General features: G+C 62.1%; 19 protein-coding genes. 4 read left to right on the top strand and 15 right to left on the bottom strand.

The annotated features are described in order from the left end of the window. Nucleotides 1-72: 72 nt before the first annotated feature. The 11 genes from paaE to paaF all read right to left on the bottom strand — a co-directional run bounded on the left by paaE (nucleotide 73) and on the right by paaF (nucleotide 10231). Nucleotides 73-1149, bottom strand: a complete 1077-nt coding sequence (gene paaE / locus F3J44_RS21420) for a 1,2-phenylacetyl-CoA epoxidase subunit PaaE (protein ID WP_167275814.1) — start codon at nucleotides 1147-1149, stop codon at nucleotides 73-75. A gap of 15 nt (nucleotides 1150-1164) precedes the next feature. Continuing rightward, nucleotides 1165-1698: a 1,2-phenylacetyl-CoA epoxidase subunit PaaD gene (paaD, locus tag F3J44_RS21415; RefSeq protein ID WP_167275811.1), complete on the bottom strand. Its 534-nt coding sequence runs from the start codon at nucleotides 1696-1698 to the stop codon at nucleotides 1165-1167. Further along, the gene (paaC, locus tag F3J44_RS21410) at nucleotides 1685-2443 is read right to left on the bottom strand and encodes a 1,2-phenylacetyl-CoA epoxidase subunit PaaC (protein WP_167275808.1); all 759 of its coding nucleotides are present in this window, start codon (nucleotides 2441-2443) and stop codon (nucleotides 1685-1687) included. Before paaC ends, paaD begins: the two co-directional genes overlap by 14 nt. A gap of 8 nt (nucleotides 2444-2451) precedes the next feature. Next, nucleotides 2452-2733: a 1,2-phenylacetyl-CoA epoxidase subunit PaaB gene (gene paaB, locus F3J44_RS21405; protein ID WP_167064119.1), complete on the bottom strand. Its 282-nt coding sequence runs from the start codon at nucleotides 2731-2733 to the stop codon at nucleotides 2452-2454. A 25-nt stretch (nucleotides 2734-2758) separates the two neighbouring features. Continuing rightward, nucleotides 2759-3694, bottom strand: a complete 936-nt coding sequence (gene paaA / locus F3J44_RS21400; protein WP_240158468.1) for a 1,2-phenylacetyl-CoA epoxidase subunit PaaA — start codon at nucleotides 3692-3694, stop codon at nucleotides 2759-2761. Between the two features lie 320 nt (nucleotides 3695-4014). Continuing rightward, a complete protein-coding gene (gene paaK / locus F3J44_RS21395; RefSeq protein ID WP_167275805.1) occupies nucleotides 4015-5334 on the bottom strand; it encodes a phenylacetate--CoA ligase PaaK in 1320 nt (439 codons plus the stop codon). Between the two features lie 112 nt (nucleotides 5335-5446). Further along, complete coding sequence (pcaF, locus tag F3J44_RS21390) at nucleotides 5447-6667, bottom strand: 3-oxoadipyl-CoA thiolase (RefSeq protein ID WP_167275802.1); 1221 nt, start codon at nucleotides 6665-6667, stop codon at nucleotides 5447-5449. Next, nucleotides 6660-7115 carry a hydroxyphenylacetyl-CoA thioesterase PaaI gene (gene paaI / locus F3J44_RS21385; protein WP_167275800.1) on the bottom strand — a complete coding sequence of 152 codons (456 nt, stop codon included), beginning with the start codon at nucleotides 7113-7115 and terminating at the stop codon, nucleotides 6660-6662. Before paaI ends, pcaF begins: the two co-directional genes overlap by 8 nt. Then, nucleotides 7108-8625 carry a 3-hydroxyacyl-CoA dehydrogenase PaaH gene (gene paaH, locus F3J44_RS21380; RefSeq protein WP_167275797.1) on the bottom strand — a complete coding sequence of 506 codons (1518 nt, stop codon included), beginning with the start codon at nucleotides 8623-8625 and terminating at the stop codon, nucleotides 7108-7110. Before paaH ends, paaI begins: the two co-directional genes overlap by 8 nt. Before the next feature lie 2 nt (nucleotides 8626-8627). Further along, nucleotides 8628-9419: a 2-(1,2-epoxy-1,2-dihydrophenyl)acetyl-CoA isomerase PaaG gene (gene paaG / locus F3J44_RS21375; RefSeq protein WP_167275795.1), complete on the bottom strand. Its 792-nt coding sequence runs from the start codon at nucleotides 9417-9419 to the stop codon at nucleotides 8628-8630. 38 nt (nucleotides 9420-9457) lie between these two features. Then, nucleotides 9458-10231 carry a 2,3-dehydroadipyl-CoA hydratase PaaF gene (gene paaF, locus F3J44_RS21370; protein ID WP_167275792.1) on the bottom strand — a complete coding sequence of 258 codons (774 nt, stop codon included), beginning with the start codon at nucleotides 10229-10231 and terminating at the stop codon, nucleotides 9458-9460. A 280-nt stretch (nucleotides 10232-10511) separates the two neighbouring features. Between paaF and paaY the strand changes: the two genes are divergently transcribed. Both paaY and paaX read left to right on the top strand, forming a co-directional pair. Further along, nucleotides 10512-11111 carry a phenylacetic acid degradation protein PaaY gene (paaY, locus tag F3J44_RS21365; RefSeq protein WP_167275789.1) on the top strand — a complete coding sequence of 200 codons (600 nt, stop codon included), beginning with the start codon at nucleotides 10512-10514 and terminating at the stop codon, nucleotides 11109-11111. Further along, the gene (paaX, locus tag F3J44_RS21360) at nucleotides 11108-12112 is read left to right on the top strand and encodes a phenylacetic acid degradation operon negative regulatory protein PaaX (protein WP_167275787.1); all 1005 of its coding nucleotides are present in this window, start codon (nucleotides 11108-11110) and stop codon (nucleotides 12110-12112) included. Before paaY ends, paaX begins: the two co-directional genes overlap by 4 nt. Before the next feature lie 7 nt (nucleotides 12113-12119). Here paaX and fetB read toward each other — a convergent pair whose 3' ends face one another. The 4 genes from fetB to F3J44_RS21340 all read right to left on the bottom strand — a co-directional run bounded on the left by fetB (nucleotide 12120) and on the right by F3J44_RS21340 (nucleotide 16068). Beyond that, nucleotides 12120-12914 (bottom strand): iron export ABC transporter permease subunit FetB, encoded by a 795-nt coding sequence (gene fetB / locus F3J44_RS21355; protein WP_167275784.1) that lies wholly within the window; start codon nucleotides 12912-12914, stop codon nucleotides 12120-12122. Then, entirely contained in the window at nucleotides 12911-13618 is a 708-nt protein-coding gene (locus tag F3J44_RS21350) for an ATP-binding cassette domain-containing protein (RefSeq protein WP_167275782.1), read from the bottom strand. Before F3J44_RS21350 ends, fetB begins: the two co-directional genes overlap by 4 nt. Nucleotides 13619-13738: 120 nt before the next feature. Continuing rightward, the gene (locus tag F3J44_RS21345; RefSeq protein WP_167275779.1) at nucleotides 13739-14350 is read right to left on the bottom strand and encodes a class I SAM-dependent methyltransferase; all 612 of its coding nucleotides are present in this window, start codon (nucleotides 14348-14350) and stop codon (nucleotides 13739-13741) included. A gap of 377 nt (nucleotides 14351-14727) precedes the next feature. Next, complete coding sequence (locus F3J44_RS21340) at nucleotides 14728-16068, bottom strand: alginate export family protein (protein ID WP_167275776.1); 1341 nt, start codon at nucleotides 16066-16068, stop codon at nucleotides 14728-14730. Nucleotides 16069-16274: 206 nt separating this feature from the next. Here F3J44_RS21340 and F3J44_RS21335 point away from each other — a divergent pair, with 206 nt between their 5' ends. After that, nucleotides 16275-18599, top strand: a complete 2325-nt coding sequence (locus tag F3J44_RS21335; protein ID WP_167275773.1) for a beta-glucosidase — start codon at nucleotides 16275-16277, stop codon at nucleotides 18597-18599. Nucleotides 18600-18619: 20 nt separating this feature from the next. Next, nucleotides 18620-19636, top strand: coding sequence for an AraC family transcriptional regulator (locus F3J44_RS21330; protein WP_167275771.1), 1017 nt, complete (start codon nucleotides 18620-18622; stop codon nucleotides 19634-19636). Nucleotides 19637-19668 lie beyond the last annotated feature (32 nt).

Below are 19668 nucleotides of genomic sequence, written 5' to 3'. Positions count from 1 at the left end.
TGGAGGGCCTCTTCGCGGGGCAAGCCCGCTCCTACACGAACCGGCTTGCCCCGCGAACGCTGGCGACGCGGTCTACAGCTGGTCGAAGTCGAGCACCACCTTGTCGCTGACCGGGTAGGTCTGGCACGACAGCACGTACCCGGCCGCCACTTCGTAGTCCTCCAGCGCGTGGTTGCTGTCCATCTCCACCTCGCCCTCGATCACCCGGCACTTGCAGGTCGAACACACCCCGGCCTTGCACGAATAGGGCAGTTCGGCGCCGATGGCGTTGCCGGCATCGAGGATGTTCTGGCTGTTGCGTGGCAGGTCGAAGCTCAGTGCCCTCCCGTCGCTGATTACCGTGATATGGCTGAGCGCTGCATCGGTTTGCCGCGCGGCTTCCCGGGCCTCGCGACGGGCTTCGCTGCCGGTGGCGGCGAACAGCTCGAAATGGATGCGCTCGCGGGCCATGCCATTGGCCTGCAGGCTGTGGCGCACGGTTTCGGTCATGGCTTGCGGGCCACAGATGAACGCAGCGTCCAGGCTGGCCACGTCCATCCAGCGGGCGAACAACTGGCCGCATTTGTCGGCGTCGATGCGGCCGTTGTAGAGGTCCACGTCCTGTTGTTCACGGCTGAACACGAAAATCAGGTTGAGGCGGTCGAGGTAGCGGTTCTTCAAATCTTCGAGCTTGTCGCGAAACAGCGCGCCGGAACTGGAGCGGTTGCCGTAGAGCAAGGTAAAGCGGCTGTGCGGCTCGCTGGCCAAGGTGGTGGCGATGATCGACAGGATCGGCGTGATGCCGCTGCCGGCCGCCACGCCCAGGTAGTGGCCCTGGCGCGCTGGGTCCAGCGGGACGAAGAAACTGCCGGCCGGTGGCATCACCTCCAATTGCTGGCCGGCCTTGAGCACGTCGTTGGCAAAGGCCGAGAAGCGCCCGCCGGGCACGCGCTTGACGGCAACGCGCAGTTCGCCGTCCTGCACCGCGCTGCAGATGGAATAGGAACGGCGCACTTCCTCGTCATCCAGTTGAGTGCGCATCACCAGGTATTGGCCCTGGGTGAAACGGAAGGCGCTCTGCAGGTGAGCCGGCACGTCGAAGGCGATCGATACCGCATCGCGGGTTTCATGGCGCACTTGCTTGATGGTCAGGCTGTGAAACTGGCTCATGGTGATCTCCACGGCTCAAATGCATTTGAAATAATCGAACGGCTCCAGGCACTCGCGGCAGCGGTAAAGCGCCTTGCAGGCCGTGGAGCCGAACTGGCTGAGCAGTTCGGTGTGGGTGCTGGCGCACTGTGGGCAGCACACCTGGGGGGCATCGCCCAGCAGGCTGCGCTTGCTGGCGCTGCCCTGGGGTGGAGCGATGCCATAGGCGCGCAGGCGGTCGCGGCCCTGGGCGCTGATCCAATCGGTGCTCCAGGCCGGGGTGAGGCGGCGCTCCAGGGCTGGCGCGGGGAAGCCGGCCTGCTCCAGGGCCTGGCGGATATCGCCCTCGATCACCTCGGTGGCGGGGCAACCGGAGTAGGTTGGCGTCACCACCAGGTGCAAGTGCCCTGCACGCCAGCCCAGGTCGCGGACGATGCCCAGGTCCACCACGCTGACCACCGGCACTTCCGGGTCCATCACCTGGCCCAGCACCGCCCAGGCCCGGGCCAGGTCGTCGCCCTGCAGCGCCCGGGCACCACGGTCGCCGGCAATCAGCTCACCAGGTTGCATCGGGGTAGGCCCTTGGCAGGAATTGCATTTCGGCCAGCAGCAGGCCCAGGTGTTCGCTGTGCACGCCCTGGCGACCGCTGAGGTAGAAGTGGCTGGCGGCCTTGGGCAACGGCAGCTCGACCGACTCGAACGTTGCGCTTACCTGCTTGAGCCAGGCGGCGCCGACGATGGCCGGGTCGGCACCTATGCCGGCTTCGGCCAGGCGCACTTCGTTGTCGCTGCCGCTGGTGAGTTCCACGGTGAAACGCCACAGCAGCGGGATGGCGGCGAGCATGCGCTGGCGGCTTTCCTCAGTACCACCGCCCAGGCGTTGCACCCACTCGCTGGAACGGCGCAGGTGGTAGGTGACTTCCTTCAGGGCCTTGGCGGCGATGCCGGCGATGCGTTCGTCAGCCGATTCGGCCAGCTGTTGCAGCACCGCATGGTGCCAGGCGTCGTAGAAGAACTGCTTGGCCATGGTCACGGCGTAGTCGCCATTGGGCTGCTCGACCAATAGCAGGTTGCGGTAGGCCCGCTCGTCGCGGCGAAACGCCAGGGCATCGGCGTCGCGGCCGTCGTCGAGCAATTCGGCGGTGTAGTCCAGCCAGTTGCGGGCCTGGCCGACCAGGTCGAGGCCAACGTTCATCAGGGCCAGCTCTTCTTCCAGGGCTGGCGCGTGGCCACACCACTCGCACAAGCGCTGGCCCTGGACCAGGGCGCTGTCGCCGAGCAGCAGCAGATACGGAATCAGGTCGTGCTTGTTCATGGCCTGCCTCACATGTGCCCGACTTCGTCGGGCAGTTCGTAGAAGCTGGCGTGGCGGTAGACCTTGTCGTCCGAGGGGGCGAACAGGGGGTCTTTCTCGTCCGGCGAGGAGGCGCTGATCAGGGCCGAGGGCACCACCCACAGGCTGACGCCTTCGCTGCGGCGGGTGTACAGCTCGCGGGCATTCTCGATGGCCATGGCGGCGTCGGCGGCATGCACGCTGCCGACATGCTTGTGGTTCAGGCCGTGCTTGCTGCGCACGAACACTTCGTAGAGGGTCCAGACAGACATTTTCGCTCTCCGCATCAATCGCCGCTCAGGCGGCGTTCTTGTTCTGTTGCTTGCGTGCATAGGCCACGGCGGCTTCGCGCACCCAGGCGCCACCTTCGATGGCCTGGCGTCGGGTGGCGACGCGCTCCTGGTTGCACGGGCCGTTGCCCTTGATGACTTCGTAGAACTCGTCCCACTGGATGTCGCCGAAGTCGTAATGACCGCGCTCGGCGTTCCACTTCAAGTCCGGGTCGGGGGCGGTGCAGCCGAGCAGTTCGAGCTGCGGCACGGTCTGGTCGATGAAGCGCTGGCGCAGTTCGTCGTTGGTCTGGCGCTTGATTTTCCAGGCCATCGACTGGGCGCTGTTGGGGGAATGCTCGTCGCTTGGGCCGAACATCATCAGCGCAGGCCACCACAGGCGGTTGATGGCGTCCTGAACCATGTCCTTCTGGGCTTGGGTGCCCTCGCGCATCATGGTCAGCAGCAGTTCGTAGCCCTGGCGCTGGTGGAAGCTCTCTTCCTTGCAGATGCGCACCATGGCGCGGGAGTAGGGGCCGTAGGAGGTACGTTGCAGCACCACCTGGTTGACGATGGCGGCACCGTCGACCAACCAGCCCACCGCGCCCATGTCGGCCCAGCTCAGGGTGGGGTAGTTGAAGATGCTCGAATACTTGGCCTTGCCGTTGTGCAGCTTGGCGATTTCCTCGTCGCGGTCGGCGCCGAGGGTTTCCATGGCGCTGTACAGGTACAGGCCGTGGCCGGCTTCGTCCTGGATCTTGGCCATCAACTGCAGCTTGCGTTTGAGGCTGGGGGCGCGGGTGACCCAGTTGCCTTCGGGGAGCATGCCGACGATTTCCGAGTGGGCGTGCTGGGAGATTTGCCGGATCAGGGTTTGGCGGTAGGCCTCGGGCATCCAGTTCTTGGCTTCGATCTTGATTTCGGCGTCGATCTTTTCCTGGAAGTGGCGTTCCTCGGCGGACATTTCCTCCAGGGCTTTGACGCGCTTGACTCCGGTTTCCACTAGCTGTGCGTACATGTTCTGACTCCTGCTAAGGCATGAGTCATTTGTAAGCGATACAAAACATAACGTCAAACGGTTTTATATGTATCGAATATGATTTGTGTATCGGATTGGAGGGTGGTGGGGGATGTGGGGCTAGGGATGTTCGGCGAGGGAGTGTTGGCGCCTGTGCGATCGAGCGCCGCGCAGGCAGCGCTCGGTCGTATAGGCGCCACACATCCCGCGCCAAACACCCAAAAAAAAGCCCCGGACCATGCCGGGGCTCATACACCTGCGCCCTGTCAGCTAGCCAACCGCTTGTCAAACACATGGCAAGCCTTGCCCTCGGAGCGCTTGAGCGTGCCACACGGCTGCAGCCGCACCTGTGTACTGATGCCGATGTAGGTCTTGATCTGCCGGGTCAATTCCCCCGTCAGCAGCTTGCGCTGCCCCTCGTCCAGCGCCTGGCACTCGGCACGCAGTTCCACATGCACCTCAACGCTGTCCAGATTGCCATTACGATACAAATGAATCTCATACATCTCTGAAAGCTGTTTTATTTTAAGCACCTGCTCCTCGATCTGGGTCGGGAACACATTCACCCCACGGATAATCAGCATGTCGTCACTGCGCCCGGTGATCTTGCCAATGCGCCGCATGGGCCGCGCGGTGCCGGGCAGCAGGCGGGTGAGGTCGCGGGTGCGGTAGCGCACCATCGGCAGCGCCTCCTTGCTCAGCGAGGTGAACACCAGCTCGCCCAGCTGGCCGTCAGGCAGCACCTGGCCGGTGACCGGGTCGATGATCTCGGGGTAGAAATGGTCTTCCCAGATGGTGGGGCCATCCTTGGTTTCGATGCACTCCATGGCCACCCCCGGCCCCATGATCTCCGACAGGCCATAGATATCCAGGGCATCGATGCCCAGGCGCTGTTCGATGGAGCGGCGCAGTTCATCCGTCCAGGGCTCGGCGCCGAAAATACCCAGGCGCAGCTTGAGGGACTGTGGGTCGATGCCCTGGCGCTCGATCTCGTCGGCAAGGTTGAGCATGTAGGAGGGCGTGACCATGATGATGTCAGGCTGGAAATCGCGAATCAGCTGCACCTGCTTCTCGGTCTGGCCACCGGACATGGGGATCACCGTACAACCCAGCCGTTCAGCACCGTAGTGCGCGCCCAGGCCGCCAGTAAACAGGCCATAGCCATAGGACACGTGCACCTTGTCGCCCTTGCGCCCGCCGGCGGCGCGGATCGAACGGGCCACCACGTTGGCCCAGGTGTCGATGTCGTTCTGGGTGTAGCCCACCACGGTCGGCTTGCCCGTGGTGCCGCTGGACGCGTGCAGGCGCACCACCTCCTGCTGGGGTACGGCGAACATGCCGTAGGGGTAGTTGTCGCGCAGGTCGTTCTTGCCGGTGAAGGGGAACTTGGCCAGGTCATCCAGGGATTTCAGGTCGCCGGGGTGGGCGCCGCAGTCGTCGAAGCGTTTGCGGTACAGCGGCACGTTGGCGTAGGCGTGGTTGAGGCTCCAGCGCAGGCGTTCCAGCTGGTGCTGGCGCAGGGCGCCGATACTTGCGGTTTCCATCGGGTCCAGCAGGGCACGATCGGCATCATGGTACATATTCATGGCTTCACTCGAATTGTTCTTGTACGTCGGCTGCCCGAGGCTCAGGCCGCTTACCGTGAGTGTCATGGGCGCAGCATAACCGGCTGCGCATTGTTCAGTCACAAGCCTTTGGTCAGAGACGCTCGATGACCATGGCAATGCCCTGGCCAACACCGATGCACATGGTGCACAGGGCGTAGCGGCCAGCGCCTTGCTCAAGCTGGTGCAACGCGGTGGTGACCAGGCGTGCACCGCTCATGCCCAAGGGATGGCCCAGGGCGATGGCGCCGCCGTTGGGGTTTACCCGCGGGTCATCGTCGGCCAGGCCCAGCTCGCGCAGCACGGCCAGGCCCTGGGCGGCAAACGCCTCGTTCAGCTCGATGACATCCATGTCGGCCAGGGACAGGCCGGTGAGCGCCAGCACCTTGCGCGTCGCTGGCACCGGGCCGATACCCATGATGCGCGGCTCAACCCCCGCCACCGCCATGCCGACGATTCGGCCACGGGCCTTGAGGCCATGACGCTGGGCGGCTGCACGGCTGGCCAGCAGCAGGGCGCAGGCGCCGTCGTTGACCCCGGAGGCATTGCCCGCGGTGACGCTGCCGCCCTGGCGAAACGGCGTGCCCAGCTTGGCCAGTTGTTCAAGGGTGGTGTCGGCACGCGGGTGTTCATCCTGGTCCACCTGAACAGGAGGGCCCTTGCGCTGGGGAATAACCACCGGCACGATTTCCCGCGCCAGGCGCCCACTGGCCTGGGCCGCCGCAGCCTTGTGCTGGCTGCGCAGGGCGAAGGCATCTTGGTCGGCACGGGAAATATTGAACTGTTCGGCGACGTTCTCGGCTGTTTCCGGCATGGAATCGATGCCGTACTCGGCCTGCATGCGTGGATTGACGAAACGCCAGCCAATGGTGGTGTCGTACAACTCGGCGCTGCGGCCAAAGGCCTGTTCAGACTTGCCCATCACAAACGGCGCGCGCGACATCGACTCGACGCCGCCGGCCAGCATCAGCCCAGCCTCACCACAGTGCAGGGCACGCGCAGCGTTGCCGATGGCATCCAGCCCGGAGCCGCACAGGCGGTTGAGGGTGGTGCCTGGGACGGTGATCGGCAACCCGGCGAGCAGGCTGGCCATGCGTGCGACGTTGCGGTTGTCTTCGCCGGCCTGGTTGGCGCAGCCGAGGATCACATCGTCGATGGCCGGCCAATCCAGTTCCGGGTGGCGCTCGATCAGGGCCTTGATCGGCACCGCCGCCAGGTCGTCGGCGCGGACACGGCTCAGGGCGCCGCCGTAACGGCCGATCGGGGTGCGCACGGCGTCGATGATCAGGGCATCGAGGGGCGTGTGGTCAGTCATTTGCAGTCTCCTGCGCGAGCACCGTGCCGCGCACTTGGTAGGATTTGCCGTGGAACAGGGCGATCAGCTCGCCGTGCTGGTTTTCGATGCGCACGTCATACAGGCCGGTGCGGCCCTTGCGGCTGAGCTCGACGGCGCGTGCGGTCAGCAGGTCGCCGCACTGCGCCGGGGCGACATAGTCGATGCTGCAGCCCTGGGCGACCGTGGCCTTGTCGTAGCTGTTGCAGGCAAAGGCAAAGGCCGAGTCGGCAAGGGCGAACAGGAATCCGCCATGGCAGGTGCCGTGGCCCTGCAGCATGTCGGCGCGTACCGGCATGCACAGGCTGGCGCGGCCGGGGCCGGCGTCCAGCAGGCGGATGCCCAGGGCACGGCTGGCCTGGTCGCGGCTGAACAGGGCGTCGGCGCAGGCCTGGGCCAGGGCGTCGGGGGCAAGTTGCAGGTCAGTCATGCAGGCGGGCTCCTTGGGCGACGCTGCGGCGCAGCATCAGGGAAGGGCGGTAGCGGCTTTCGCCGTAACTGCGTTGCAGGTTTTCCAGCACGCGCAGGGTGTAGCCGACACCCATCTGCTCGGCCCAGGCCAGCGGGCCTTGCGGGTAATTGACCCCGGCGCACATGGCCAGGTCGATGTCACCCGCGCTGGCCACGCCTTGCAGCACGGCATCGGCGGCCTCGTTGGCGAGCATGGCGACAGTGCGCAGCACCACCAGGCCTGGCAGGTCGGTGAGGCCGCTGACGTTCAGGCCTGCCTGGCGCAACAGCGCCACGGCCTGGTCGAGGGCTTCACCCGTGGTGTCGGCGGACCAGCTGATGGCAATGCGCGATGCGGCCTGGTAGTCCAGGGCAAGGTCCACCAGCACCAGGTTGCGCAGGCCGTCTTCGCGCGCCCGCTGGCTGGCCATGCGGCCATCGGACAGCGCCAGGGTGGCCTCGCCTACGCGGATCAGGCCCGTGCCTGCACGTTCGGTGACGCTCAACCCACGGTCGCGCAATCGGGTTATCAACGGCTGCATCACACCCAGCTGGCCTTCGACCACGCAGCCATCGACCTTGGCCTGGCTGTGCAACGCCAGCGCCTGTGGGCGTTCGGCACCGTCGGCATAGCAATAGAAGCCTTGCCCGCTCTTGCGCCCAAGGCGGCCGGCATCCACCAGTTCTTTCTGCACCAGCGACGGCTGGAAACGGAAGTCACCGTGGAAGGCGTCGAAGACTGAACAAGTCACGGCATAGTTGACGTCATGGCCGATCAGGTCGGTAAGTTCGAAGGCTCCCATGCGAAACCCGCCTGCATCGCGCAGCAGCGCATCGAGCGTTGCGCAATCGGCAGCGCCTTCCTGCAGCAGGCGCAGGCTTTCGGCATAGAACGGGCGGGCCACACGGTTGACGATGAAGCCTGGCGTGGAGCGCGCATGCACCGGCTGCTTGCCCCAGGCCTTGGCGGTTTCATAAAGCGTGGCGGCGACTTCGGGGGCCGTGGCAAGGCCGGAGACGACTTCTACCAGGGCCATCAGCGGTGCGGGGTTGAAGAAATGCATGCCCACCACCTGCTGCGGGCGCTGCAGGCCGGCCGCCAGGCTGGTGATCGACAACGACGAGGTGTTGCTGGCCAGGATACACGCCGGGGCGCACAGGCTTTCAAGCTGGCGCAGCAGCGCCTGCTTGATTTGCAGGTTCTCGACGATGGCCTCGATTACCAGGTGCGCATCGGCCAGTGCCTCGATGGCGTCCACGGGCTGCAGGCGGGCGCTGATGGCTTCACGGTCGGCAGGCTGCAACTTGCCTTTCTCGACCAGGCGCTGCAATTGGCGGTCGATTCCTGCCACGGCCTGGGCCGCAGCGCCAGGGCGGTTGTCGTAGAGCTTCACCGGGTGGCCGGCCTGGGCCGCCACCTGGGCGATACCTGCGCCCATGGCGCCGGCGCCGATCACCGCGACCTGGGCGGTGCTGTGTAGTGCGTGCATGTTCAACGCCCCTTGAATTCGGCTGTACGTTTGTTCATGAAGGCGCTGACGCCTTCACGGTAATCCTCGCTGCGCCCGGCCAGGCGTTGCAGGTCGCGCTCCAGTTCCAGTTGCTGCTCGAAACTGTTGTCGAAGCTGGCATTGAGGCTGCACTTGATCAGGGCCAGGCCGTAGGTGGGCTGGGCCGCCAGGTGGCGGGCGAGGCTGAGGGCTTCATCGCGCAGCGCGGCATCGTCGACCACCCGGTGGATCAGCCCCCAGCGCTCGGCCTGCTCGGCGCCAAGCCGTTCACCCAGCATCGCCAGCGCCTTGGCCCGCGCCATGCCAACCAGCCGTGGCAGCAGCCAGGTGCCGCCGGAATCGGGCACCAGGCCGATCTTGCAGAATGCCTGGATAAAGCTGGCCGAGCGGGCAGCCAGCACCAGGTCGCAGGCCAGCGGGATATTCGCCCCGGCACCGGCGGCCACGCCATTGACGGCGCAGATCACCGGCAGCGGCAGGTCGCGCAGGGTGCGCACCAGGGGGTTGTAGAATTTCTCGATCGACTCGCCGAGGTCTGGCATGGCTGCGCCGGGTGCCACATTGCGGTCGGAAAGGTCCTGGCCTGCGCAGAAACCACGGCCCTCGGCGGTCAGCAACAGCACCCGCACGTCGCTGTTCTGGCGCACCTGGCGCAGGGCATCGCGCACCTCCAGGTGCATCTGGGTATTGAAGCTGTTCAGTTGTTCGGGGCGGTTCAGCGAGAGGAGGGCGACGCCGTTCTCGATGGAAAACAGGATGTGTTGGAAAGCCATGGCGGACTCGCTCGGTCGGACGATGGGGGCGGCGCGGTTCAGCAACCTTTGAACTGCGCCGGGCGTTTTTCCTGGAAGGCGCGGATGCCTTCGTCGCGGTCGGCAGTGCCGGCCAGCAGGGTAAAAGCGTGGCGCTCGAAGCGCAGGCCGCTGGCAAGGTCAGTGTCACCGGCCTTGAGCAGCGCTTCCTTGGCCAGGCGAACGGCCAGCGGCGCCTTGGCGGCAATGCTGGCCGCCAGCTGCAGGGCGCGTTCGACGGCCAGTTCAGGCACGGTGATTTCACTGACCAAGCCGGCCTGCTGGGCATGCCGGGCGCTGATGGCCTCGCCGGTGAGCACCATCTGCATGGCCAGCGGCTTGCCGACTGCACGCAACAGGCGCTGGGTGCCACCGGCGCCGGGGATGATGCCCAGGTTGATTTCCGGCTGGCCGAAGCGGGCGTCCTCGCCGGCGATGACGATGTCGGCGCACATCACCAGTTCGCAACCGCCGCCCAGGGCGTACCCATTCACGGCAGCGATCAAGGGTTTGCTGAAGGCGGCGATGCGCTGCCAGTGGGCGACGCGAGGGTCATTGAAGATGCCGACCAGGTCTCGTTCGGCCATCTCGCGAATGTCGGCCCCGGCGGCGAACGCCTTGGGGCTGCCGGTGATGACCACGGCGCGGGTGTGTTCGTCGGCCTCGGCACTTGCCAGCTCGGCGGCCAGCTCTGCCAGCAGCTCCGTGCACAGGGCGTTGAGCGCCTCGGGCCGTTGCAAGGTAACCAGGCGGACGCCGGGGTGGGGCGCCTGCACATCGATGAAACGAGGCATGTTGGAGTCCTCAGGCTGCACGCACGGCACAACGGGTGGCCGGCATTTCTTGGAATTGTCTGCAGGGGCAGTGTTGAAGCCTGCCCAGGTGGAACCAGTATAAGCACCATGCGATACAGTAAATCAACATGTAATGTTGTTTCAGTATCTAATTACTGGCTCGAAAAACTCGCTACCCTTTCTAAACGCCAGTGAATAAAGGCTTTTCAATGGGATTGACGTGCCTGACATTTACGATACAAGATCGCCTCAGTGAATGAATCATTTGAGGACTGTAAGCATGCCTTGCTATCGACTCGACGGCCTGACCCCGGTGGTCGACCCCACCGCCTACGTGCACCCGAGTGCAGTGCTGATCGGCGACGTCATCGTCGGCCCACACTGTTACGTGGGGCCGCTGGCCTCGTTGCGTGGTGATTTCGGGCGCATCGTGCTGGAGGAGGGTGCCAACCTGCAGGACACCTGCGTGATGCACGGCTTTCCCAGCGGTGACACGGTGATCGAGCGCAACGGCCACGTGGGCCATGGCGCGGTGTTGCATGGCTGCCGGGTGGGCGAGGATGCCCTTGTCGGCATGAATGCCGTGGTGATGGATGGCGCGCGCATTGCTGCACGTTGCATCGTCGGCGCTACAGCCTTCGTCAAGGCGGGGTTCGAGTGCGCCGAGCAAAGCCTGGTCATGGGCGCCCCGGCCCAGGTCAAGCGAGCCCTGACCGAGCAGGAGGTGCAATGGAAGCAGCGTGGCACGGCCGAATACCAACATTTGGCCCGGCGCTGCATGGCCAGCCTGGTCGAATGCGCACCCTTGGCCGAGCCGCAAGCGCAGCGACCGCGCATGGGCGACGGTGGCTTCAGGCCCAAGGGCGAGGAGGGTGCATGAGCTTGCCTGCGTCACGCCATGGCCAGGCGACCCGCCGCACAGGTATAGTCGGTGCTTTCTCCGCGCACAGTTCGTCCATGAGCAACCTCGCCCCGCTGAACACCCTGATCACCCGCTTCCAGGAGCAGACCCCGATCCGTGCCAGTTCGCTGATCATCACCCTTTATGGTGATGCCATCGAGCCCCATGGCGGTACGGTCTGGCTGGGCAGCCTGATCAACTTGCTGGAGCCGATCGGCATTAATGAACGGCTGATCCGCACGTCGATCTTCCGCCTGACCAAGGAAGGCTGGCTGACCGCCGAAAAGGTTGGCCGGCGCAGCTACTACAGCCTCACCGGCACCGGTCGCCGACGCTTCGAAAAAGCCTTCAAGCGTGTGTACAGCCCAAGCCAGCCGGCCTGGGATGGCGCCTGGACGCTGGTGCTGCTTTCGCAGCTGGAAGCCGCCAAGCGCAAAGCTGTGCGCGAAGAACTGGAATGGCAGGGCTTCGGGGTGATGGCGCCAAACGTACTCGGCTGCCCTCGGGCCGACCGCGCCGACCTGGCCGCCACCTTGCGCGAGCTTGAGGCCAGCGACGACAGCATCGTCTTCGAAACCCACACCCAGGAAGTACTGGCCTCCAAGGCCATGCGAGCGCAGGTGCGGGAAAGCTGGCGTATCGACGAGCTTGGCCAGCAATACAGCGAGTTCATCCAACTGTTCCGGCCGTTGTGGCAGAGCCTCAAGGAACTCGATGAACTCGACGCCCAGGATTGCTTCCTGGCGCGCACCTTGTTGATTCACGAGTACCGCCGGTTGCTGCTGCGCGATCCTCAGTTGCCCGACGAGCTGCTGCCGGGGGACTGGGAAGGCCGCGCAGCCCGTACCTTGTGCCGCAACCTGTATCGGCTGGTGTGCACCCAGGCGGAGGCGTGGCTGAACAGCGCGCTGGAAACGGCCGATGGGCCACTGCCGGATGTCAGTGAAGGCTTCTACAAGCGCTTCGGCGGCCTGGGCTGACCACCGCTCAAGCGCGCCGGGCCAGCTTGTGCGCCATGAACTGGTGCGCAGGCGAGAACAGACGGTTGAAGGTCAGCAGGACTGCGCTGACCGTACCCAGCGCCGACGCCGCGGCAAGCAGGAACATGATGACGATCTGGTAACGCACCGCATCGTCCGGTTGCTGGCCCGCCAGTATCTGGCCGGTCATCATCCCGGGCAGGCTGACGATGCCGACGACCGTCATCTGGTTCAAGGTCGGCATCATGCCGGCCTTGAGTGCTTGCACTGCGGCGGCATGGGCTGCCTCCCAGCGCGTGCCGCCCAACGACAACACCATGTCCACGACATCACGTTGTGCGGTCAGCTCACGGGTCATGCGGTCGATGCCCAGCGCAACGGCGGTCAGGGTGTTGCCGAGGATCATGCCGAGGATGGGGATGGCGTACTGCGGTTCGTACCAAGGGCGAACGCGCAGCACGATGAACAGGCCGATGGCCGTGACCAACCAGGCACTCAAGCCCACCGAGAGCACGCTGTCGGCCAGCAGGCCACGGTGGCGATGCTGGCCACGCCCGGCGGCGGAAACACCGGCAATCAGGGTCATGGTCAGCATCAGGGGCAGCACGATATACCACTGGGCATGCTGGAATACCCAGCCAAGGATGTAACCAATGGCCAGCAGTTGGGTGATGGTGCGCAGCGATGCCCAGAACAACTGGCGCGCCAGCCCGAGCTTGAGCAGCACCGATAACAGTCCGTTGACCAGAATCAGCGCTGCGGCGATCGCGACATCGGTGTAGGCGAGGTTGTGGTAATTCATGCCGGGTTCCCGTCGAGCAAGTTGCCTTGGTGCATGGTCAGTGTACGCGTGCCGATGCGCTGTGCCTGCTGGTGGTCATGGGTGACCCAGAGACAGGCGCGAGCCCCAGGGGATTCGTTGAACCAGTTCATGACCAGGGCTTCCACGGCAGTGACCGATTGTGGGTCCAGCGCTGAGGTAGGCTCGTCGAACAGCATCACCTTGGGCGCAAGCAGCAGTGCCCGTACCAACGCCACCACCTGGGCTTCGCCACCCGAGAGGTCGGCACCGTGCTTGTCGATGAAGTTCCTTGGCTTGCCTGCCAGGTCGAGTAGCGCTGTTGCCTTGTGCGCATCGAACGTGCGCTGGCGATTGTGCCGTAGGGAGAAGGGCAGGCGCAGGTTGTCAAGCACAGTGCCGTCCACCAGGGCGGCACGCTGCGCCAGGTAACAGACCTGGGCGCGGTAGTCGGGTATAGGCAAGGCAGAGACCGGCTGGCCGAGCCACAGGATGTCGCCGGTACTGGGGGCGTCGAGCAAGGCCAGGGTGCGAAGCAGTACGCTTTTGCCAGAACCTGATGCGCCGATGAGGGCGACACGTTCGCCGGCATTGATGGAAAGGTCGGTGGGTAACAGTAACGTGGCTTGGGTTGATGGGTCGACTTGGCCCAATTGCCTGGTTTTCAGCAGGGCTGTGGAATCTGGATGGTTGGAGCCCGTAGTCACTGGCGTTCCTTGAGGTGGGTTGAGCAGTGGAAGTTTGGCGTTGGAGGGCAGCGTGCGGGCTTGTTTATTTATAACTACGCTAAATAGTCATTTAGCGTAGTTATAAATAAAACATATAATTTAGCGGCAGCGGCGGGCGAGCCAGACCGTTTGGCCGCCACAATCCGGGTCTTCGACGATGTGCTTCAGCACCTCGAAGCCGTGGTCGTGCAATTGTGCTGTGTATTCCTGCGCATCCAGGCTGGCGTGGTACAGGGTTTCGCCCTGGAACACACCCAAGGCTTCACCCAGCGATGTGCCGCTGGTGAACATCAGTAGCGCGCCGGGTGCAGCATGCCGCTGGAACACTGGGAACATACCGCGCTGGTCATCGGGCTTGAGATGAAAAAAACTGTTCCAGGCCAGGATGCCAGTGTACTGACGGTCCAGCGACAACCTGCGCATGTCTGCATGAACCCATGAATACTCAGGGAAACGGCTGCGGCATATCTCCAGCATCTGCACGGAAGAATCCACGCCGGTGACTGCCATGCCGGCCTCGATCAGGTAGCGCGCCACAGGCTCGCCGGAGCCACAGCCAAGATCAAGCACAGTCGAAGCTGGTGACAGCAAGGCATGGTAGCGTTCGATCCATTTACGTTCGGCCAGGCGATTGCCGCGCAGCTCATTCCAGGTTTGTGCGTGACGGTTGTAGAGATCGATGATCTGGTCGGCAGAAGGATGGTGAGGCATGCAGCGTCCTTGAAACTGGGAGTGGATTGTCCTGGGCGGTGCCGTATGGATATCGGGGTGAAGATAACCTGAGGGGGCGGCATGAACAAGGATCCAGGGAATTGGCCCTGGCCTGATTTGAAATCTGGCTAATGATTCTGTCCTTAAAGATAACAGCCGGGAGACTAAGCAGGGCATGTGCAATATCCCCAAAAATGCATATTGCACACGCTTACTTTTCGATGCTGTCTGCCTGGAACTTTCTTAGCAGTTCCAGATGGGGGTGGAGTTCTGTTTTCGGTCCAGCATCGCAGCGGCTGATCAGCCCTTGGAAGCTAACTACCAGTCCATTCCGTACGTTTCAAAGGCGCTCGATAAAAACTAAGAGCTAGACCGGATCAAAACGTATAACCCAGCCACACCTGTATTGTATCGAAGTTGTCGTTGCCGAACAGTTGCTTAGACGCTGCGAGCGGATGCACCCAGTTATACGAGACAGAGCTATACCAGTGACAAGACCAATCGAATTCGAGATAGGCTCCGATCTCATTGGCAAAATTTTTGTTGGCTACAGGTGTGCCGTAATAGTTGTAAGTGGCTAGCTCGAAGTGATTCCCAATGACCCCACCATGCACGGTTTCGTTGAGTCGGTATTTTGAGCGTACGGTATGCACAACTTCGTTGCTATTGAACAATAAGTAACTGCCGACGACTTCACCGATTGTCCACTGACCCCAGTCCGTCCAGCCTTTGGCGCCAGAGTCGAAGTCTGTGCGGGTCTGGTCTGATGGATTGTCATCACCGGAGAACCGGGCGTAGCGATAGCCGATTGAGGGCTGCCCTCGCCACTCGCCAAAAGAGTAATCCGCACTGGCGTACCATGCGTACGACCTATAGCGATAGCCGCCACCACTACCGCGCTGGATAGCTCCCTCCGCCGAAAGAGCCAACCCGGGCAGAGTGAGTAGATGGACATCCAGCGCACGTAGATTGAGTGTTTGCATCCCTTCTCGCGGGGACGACAGTAACGAAAGGTGATCCTCCATCACGTGAGTGCGATAAAACATGGCACCTAAGTTGGCAGCCGGAAGGTGCCAGTCCACATTGACCCCATTGAGACGAAAGTCGCCCGCATGCCGATCAGTGCGCAAGCTGAATGCCTGCACGCTGAGTGCCTGATTCTCGCCCCATTGCATCACCGCGCCATCGCGGAAGGCGGAGCGTGGCGCACTATAGTAACCGGCATCTCCAAAGACGTTGACGTTACCCCCGCCTATTAGAAAGGCATTGGCCACCTTAAAATTCTGATTGCCCACCATCAGGCGCCAGTCCGCTGTCGCCAGGCCGATCTTCAGCTCCTCCACTGATGTATTAGTGGTGCCGGCATGAGTGTAGCCACCGGCGTCCGAACCACCTTCGGTCGCCGCACTGACCAGCGAGGCACCGGCCAGCAGGCGGGTATCTGTCGAGAGTGCGAACTCCAGACCAGCGCTGGGCTTGAGGGCGTATTCCTGCCACCGGTTGTGTTCGGGCCCAAGCTTCTCGTTGCGGACATCCCGCCAACCCGCGCCAAAATTCGAGTTGTGGCTATCAATGGCAACGGCGAAGGCGGAAAGATCAAAGTTCCATCTGAGCGACGGACTTTCCTCATAGGTTATTGCGGCACAGAAATCAGGAACAGTGCACAGTGCCAGCAGCATGGAGACAGACTGCCGAATATAAAATTTATGATGTATCACGCATGGCTCCAGTTGATTGTTTTAGTCAGGAGGTTGGCTGCGGAAAACATTAATAAAACGTAAAAATGCGGATTGTAAAGTTAAAAATATTCTTTTTTAGAACGCAAAAAACAGGTAGTTCTCTCGCAATTAATGGCTGGTTTTACCCATCTCGCCCTGTGATACTGCGCCACTGAAAAACGACATGAGAAGCCCGGAGAGCCTTCATGAAAAAAAGCGATATCGTCCAACTGATCGCCGCTGCAACACTGGAAGAGAAAGTGAACCTGCTGAGCGGTAAGGGTCTATGGAAGTTGCCGGGTATCGAGCGGCTTGGTGTGCCTGAGATCATTCTCACCGATGGCACTTATGGGGTGCGCTACAGCGAATCACAGATCGACGATGACCAATCGTGGTCAATGCGTGACTTCTATGCCGTGGTCGGCCAGAGCGCTAGCGAAGTAGACTCAGAGCGCGAGGTCAAAGTGTTTGGCCGGACCAAACCGGCAACCTGCTTCCCAAACGGGTCGAGCGTGGGTTGCTCGTGGAATACTGAACTGGCACGGCATATGGGTGTAGCTCTTGGCAAAGAATGCCGGCACATGGGGGTAAACGTCCTACTCGGGCCAGGCATCAATCTGCGGCGCACGCCATTGGCGGGGCGCGCATACGAATACTACTCCGAAGATCCGGTGCTAACGGCAGGACTGGCAAGTGCACTGATTCAAGGGCTTCAGTCCACCGGCGTGGGAGCTTGTCTCAAGCACTTCGCCTGCAACAATTCGGAGTACCAGCGAACCACCATGGACTCGGTTGTCGACGAGCGCGCCCTCCGCGAACTCTACCTGGAGGCCTTCCGCCGAGTCATCCGGGATGCCGATCCTTGGTCGCTGATGACTTCCTACAACCGTCTCAACGGTGTGCAAGCCTCCGAGCATACCTGGCTACTGACCAATGTCTTGCGTGAAGAATGGGGTTACCAGGGACTGGTAATGTCCGACTGGTATGGCACCAAGGATCGAGTGCGGTCGTTCCAAGCGGGTAACGAACTGACGATGCCCGAGCACCACGTCGACCGTCAGGAGCTTTACGACGCCGTGCTTCGGGGGGAAGTTTCAATGGCAGCCATCGATGAGGCCGTTGAGCGGGCCTTGGTGCTCATCGAACGGACCACTTTTGCCCCTGGTAAGCCGGTATGCTTCGAGTCCCACCACGCGTTGGCGCAAGAGATCGCCCGGGAAAGCATCGTACTGCTGAAAAATGAGCACGACGTACTGCCGATCACTGCGGACAAATACAAGTCTCTATGTGTGCTTGGCCCGACAGCCCTCAAACCGACCATCCAGGGATCTGGATGCGCGACTACCGTGCCTTGGATGCTTGATCGTCCGCTAGACGAAATACTAGATGTTGCAGGCGACAGCTTCGAGGTTCGCTACGACCCTGGTGTCCCAGATGATCCGGCCACCGGTGCAATCACCCAACAGGCACAGCACTTGGTTCGGAACTCAGATGTGGTAGTGATATTTGTTTCCACGCCGGTTGGCGAAGATGGCGAGAACGGTGATCGCAAAGATCTTTTCATCCAGCCGAGTGATGCACGCCTGCTGGAAGCAGTGGGGCAGTTACACAACAATGTCGTGGTGGTGATGGCCAGCAGCGACTCGGTCGTTATGCCTTGGCTCGAAGGTGTACCGGCATTGCTCGGACTGTTCTATGCGGGGCAGGGGATGGGACGGGCGGTGGCAGATATCCTGTTCGGCAACACTTGCCCGAGTGGAAAGCTGACTACCACCGCGCCGAACAGCTTGCAGGAGACACCCGCTTTCCTAGGGTACCCCGGAGAAAATGGACGTCATCATTACAGTGAATCTATTCATGTCGGCTACCGCTACTACGATGCTCGGGCGATCGCCCCGGCGTTCCCGTTCGGATTTGGCCTGAGCTACACGAGCTTTTCATACGAACAGCTGGATGTCTGTGCAACTAAGTTCCGCGTCGGGGAGCGGATCCAGTTAACCGTTCGGGTGCGCAACGTTGGACCAGTAGTAGGCAAGGAGGTGGTCCAAGTCTATGTTTCGCCTCCGCAGTGTCGGCTTGCTCGTTCACCCCAGGAACTCAAAGCCTTTGCCAAGCTGAGCATCGACGTGGATTGCGTCGCCACCTTCACCTTGGCGATCGAGGTCGAGGACCTCGCCTATTATGATCCGGCCCTCGGCCAGTGGGTCGTTGAACCCGGCCAATACGAACTGCGGGTTGGTGGTTCTTCCCGGCACATCGCACTCACGACTACGGTGCAGGTGGTAGGAACGGTGCAACTGCCACCTCTGGCAATCGACGCTTCATTGCTCGAATTGATCGAACGACCCAGGCCATTCGCAATTATTTGTGAACGCTATGCCAAGGTCCATCAGGTGTCGGTCGAACAGGCCGGTCAGGCACTGCGGGAAGTTGCGCCAGAGATCTTCGTAGGCCTGCATATAGCGTTAACGTCGATGTTCGCGATCGACATTTCGCGACAAGAACTTGCCGATATCTTGGAACTGTCCTGAAGGGCCAAGGAGCAACACGGATGCAGCCTTTCAACAGATTCCGTCGCACAGGCGCGCCGCGCCCGCAAGCACAAAGCCTAGGCTACGAGCTGGTCCAGTTCGAAACTGGACTGGCAAACAGTTTCGTCTGCGAGGTTTTGTACTGTGAACCTCACTGGCACGAGGCATGCGAGCTGATTGTGGTGCTGAGCGGTACTGTGGAAGTGCGTGTGCATGATTGCACGCATATCCTAAACCCGGGAGGCGCCATCTTCATAGACGCAGACGCTTTGCACACTCTGCATGCCTGGAGCAGCCCCAGCTGTGTACTGGCCATACAGTTTGCGCCCGGTCTGACCCGTCTGGGCAGCGAATCAGCCTGCACCGGCTTTGACTACCAAGTGGCGGCCAAGGACCAGTGGACGCGTGCAGATCGCGAGATCTTGGGGCTTGCGGTCGACATTGCCAGCAAGGCTGATACTGCTGGCGTCGGGCGTTTCGCTAGACTCGAACCGATATATCGTCTCCTTGCCTCACTCGAAGCGGCGCAACGTTGCAAGGCAATTTCTCCCACGACCAGGATCGGGGACCCGCTGGAGCCAATCAAGGGCGCTATCGGATACATAAACGAGCATTTCGTTAACGATTTGCGCCTCACTGAAGTCGCTAACGCGGTGTGCATCGATTACTTCAAGCTCTCGCGCCTGTTCAAAAGCACCACAGGCCTGGGCTTCAAGGAATACCTCACCCTACTGCGCCTGGGCAGGGCCCGCACACTGTTGAGGGATGCTGCGATCAGCATCACTCAGGTCAGTGAACTCAGCGGTTTCAATGAGCACAAGCATTTAGACGCTGCATTTCGACGCTACCACGGAATTACTCCCAGCCAGTACCGCAAGACGCTTCTGAGCGCCAAGCCGCTGGAAAAGGGCTGGCGGGAGGAAGGAGTGAACCGGCAACTTGAAGGTGTCGAACTACAAGAAGCCCTGGCCCAGGCAGCAGCGTCGCTGCAAAACACTCATCCTTCATCGCCGCGATCCGTACCCGAGCCGAGTTGATGCAACGGCAGGTAACGATCGCGCTCACAAAC

The organism is Pantoea sp. Tr-811 (genome assembly GCF_011752535.1).
Lineage (GTDB): Bacteria > Pseudomonadota > Gammaproteobacteria > Pseudomonadales > Pseudomonadaceae > Aquipseudomonas.
Note: the sequence above shows the minus strand (reverse complement) of the source record. Positions and strands in the feature narration are given on the sequence as shown.

Excerpts from the sequence above, each read along its gene's own strand:
- pcaF (WP_167275802.1), bottom strand. The coding sequence starts at position 6,667 with ATGACTGACCACACGCCCCTCGATGCCCTGATCATCGACGCCGTGCGC.
- paaG (WP_167275795.1), bottom strand. The coding sequence starts at position 9,419 with ATGGCTTTCCAACACATCCTGTTTTCCATCGAGAACGGCGTCGCCCTC.
- paaK (WP_167275805.1), bottom strand. The coding sequence starts at position 5,334 with ATGAATATGTACCATGATGCCGATCGTGCCCTGCTGGACCCGATGGAA.
- paaX (WP_167275787.1), top strand. The coding sequence starts at position 11,108 with ATGAGCTTGCCTGCGTCACGCCATGGCCAGGCGACCCGCCGCACAGGT.
- paaF (WP_167275792.1), bottom strand. The coding sequence starts at position 10,231 with ATGCCTCGTTTCATCGATGTGCAGGCGCCCCACCCCGGCGTCCGCCTG.
- F3J44_RS21330 (WP_167275771.1), top strand. The coding sequence starts at position 18,620 with ATGCAGCCTTTCAACAGATTCCGTCGCACAGGCGCGCCGCGCCCGCAA.
- F3J44_RS21335 (WP_167275773.1), top strand. The coding sequence starts at position 16,275 with ATGAAAAAAAGCGATATCGTCCAACTGATCGCCGCTGCAACACTGGAA.
- paaE (WP_167275814.1), bottom strand. The coding sequence starts at position 1,149 with ATGAGCCAGTTTCACAGCCTGACCATCAAGCAAGTGCGCCATGAAACC.
- paaI (WP_167275800.1), bottom strand. The coding sequence starts at position 7,115 with ATGACTGACCTGCAACTTGCCCCCGACGCCCTGGCCCAGGCCTGCGCC.
- paaY (WP_167275789.1), top strand. The coding sequence starts at position 10,512 with ATGCCTTGCTATCGACTCGACGGCCTGACCCCGGTGGTCGACCCCACC.
- paaH (WP_167275797.1), bottom strand. The coding sequence starts at position 8,625 with ATGCACGCACTACACAGCACCGCCCAGGTCGCGGTGATCGGCGCCGGC.
- F3J44_RS21345 (WP_167275779.1), bottom strand. The coding sequence starts at position 14,350 with ATGCCTCACCATCCTTCTGCCGACCAGATCATCGATCTCTACAACCGT.
- fetB (WP_167275784.1), bottom strand. The coding sequence starts at position 12,914 with ATGAATTACCACAACCTCGCCTACACCGATGTCGCGATCGCCGCAGCG.
- paaB (WP_167064119.1), bottom strand. The coding sequence starts at position 2,733 with ATGTCTGTCTGGACCCTCTACGAAGTGTTCGTGCGCAGCAAGCACGGC.
- paaC (WP_167275808.1), bottom strand. The coding sequence starts at position 2,443 with ATGAACAAGCACGACCTGATTCCGTATCTGCTGCTGCTCGGCGACAGC.
- paaA (WP_240158468.1), bottom strand. The coding sequence starts at position 3,694 with ATGTCCGCCGAGGAACGCCACTTCCAGGAAAAGATCGACGCCGAAATC.
- paaD (WP_167275811.1), bottom strand. The coding sequence starts at position 1,698 with ATGCAACCTGGTGAGCTGATTGCCGGCGACCGTGGTGCCCGGGCGCTG.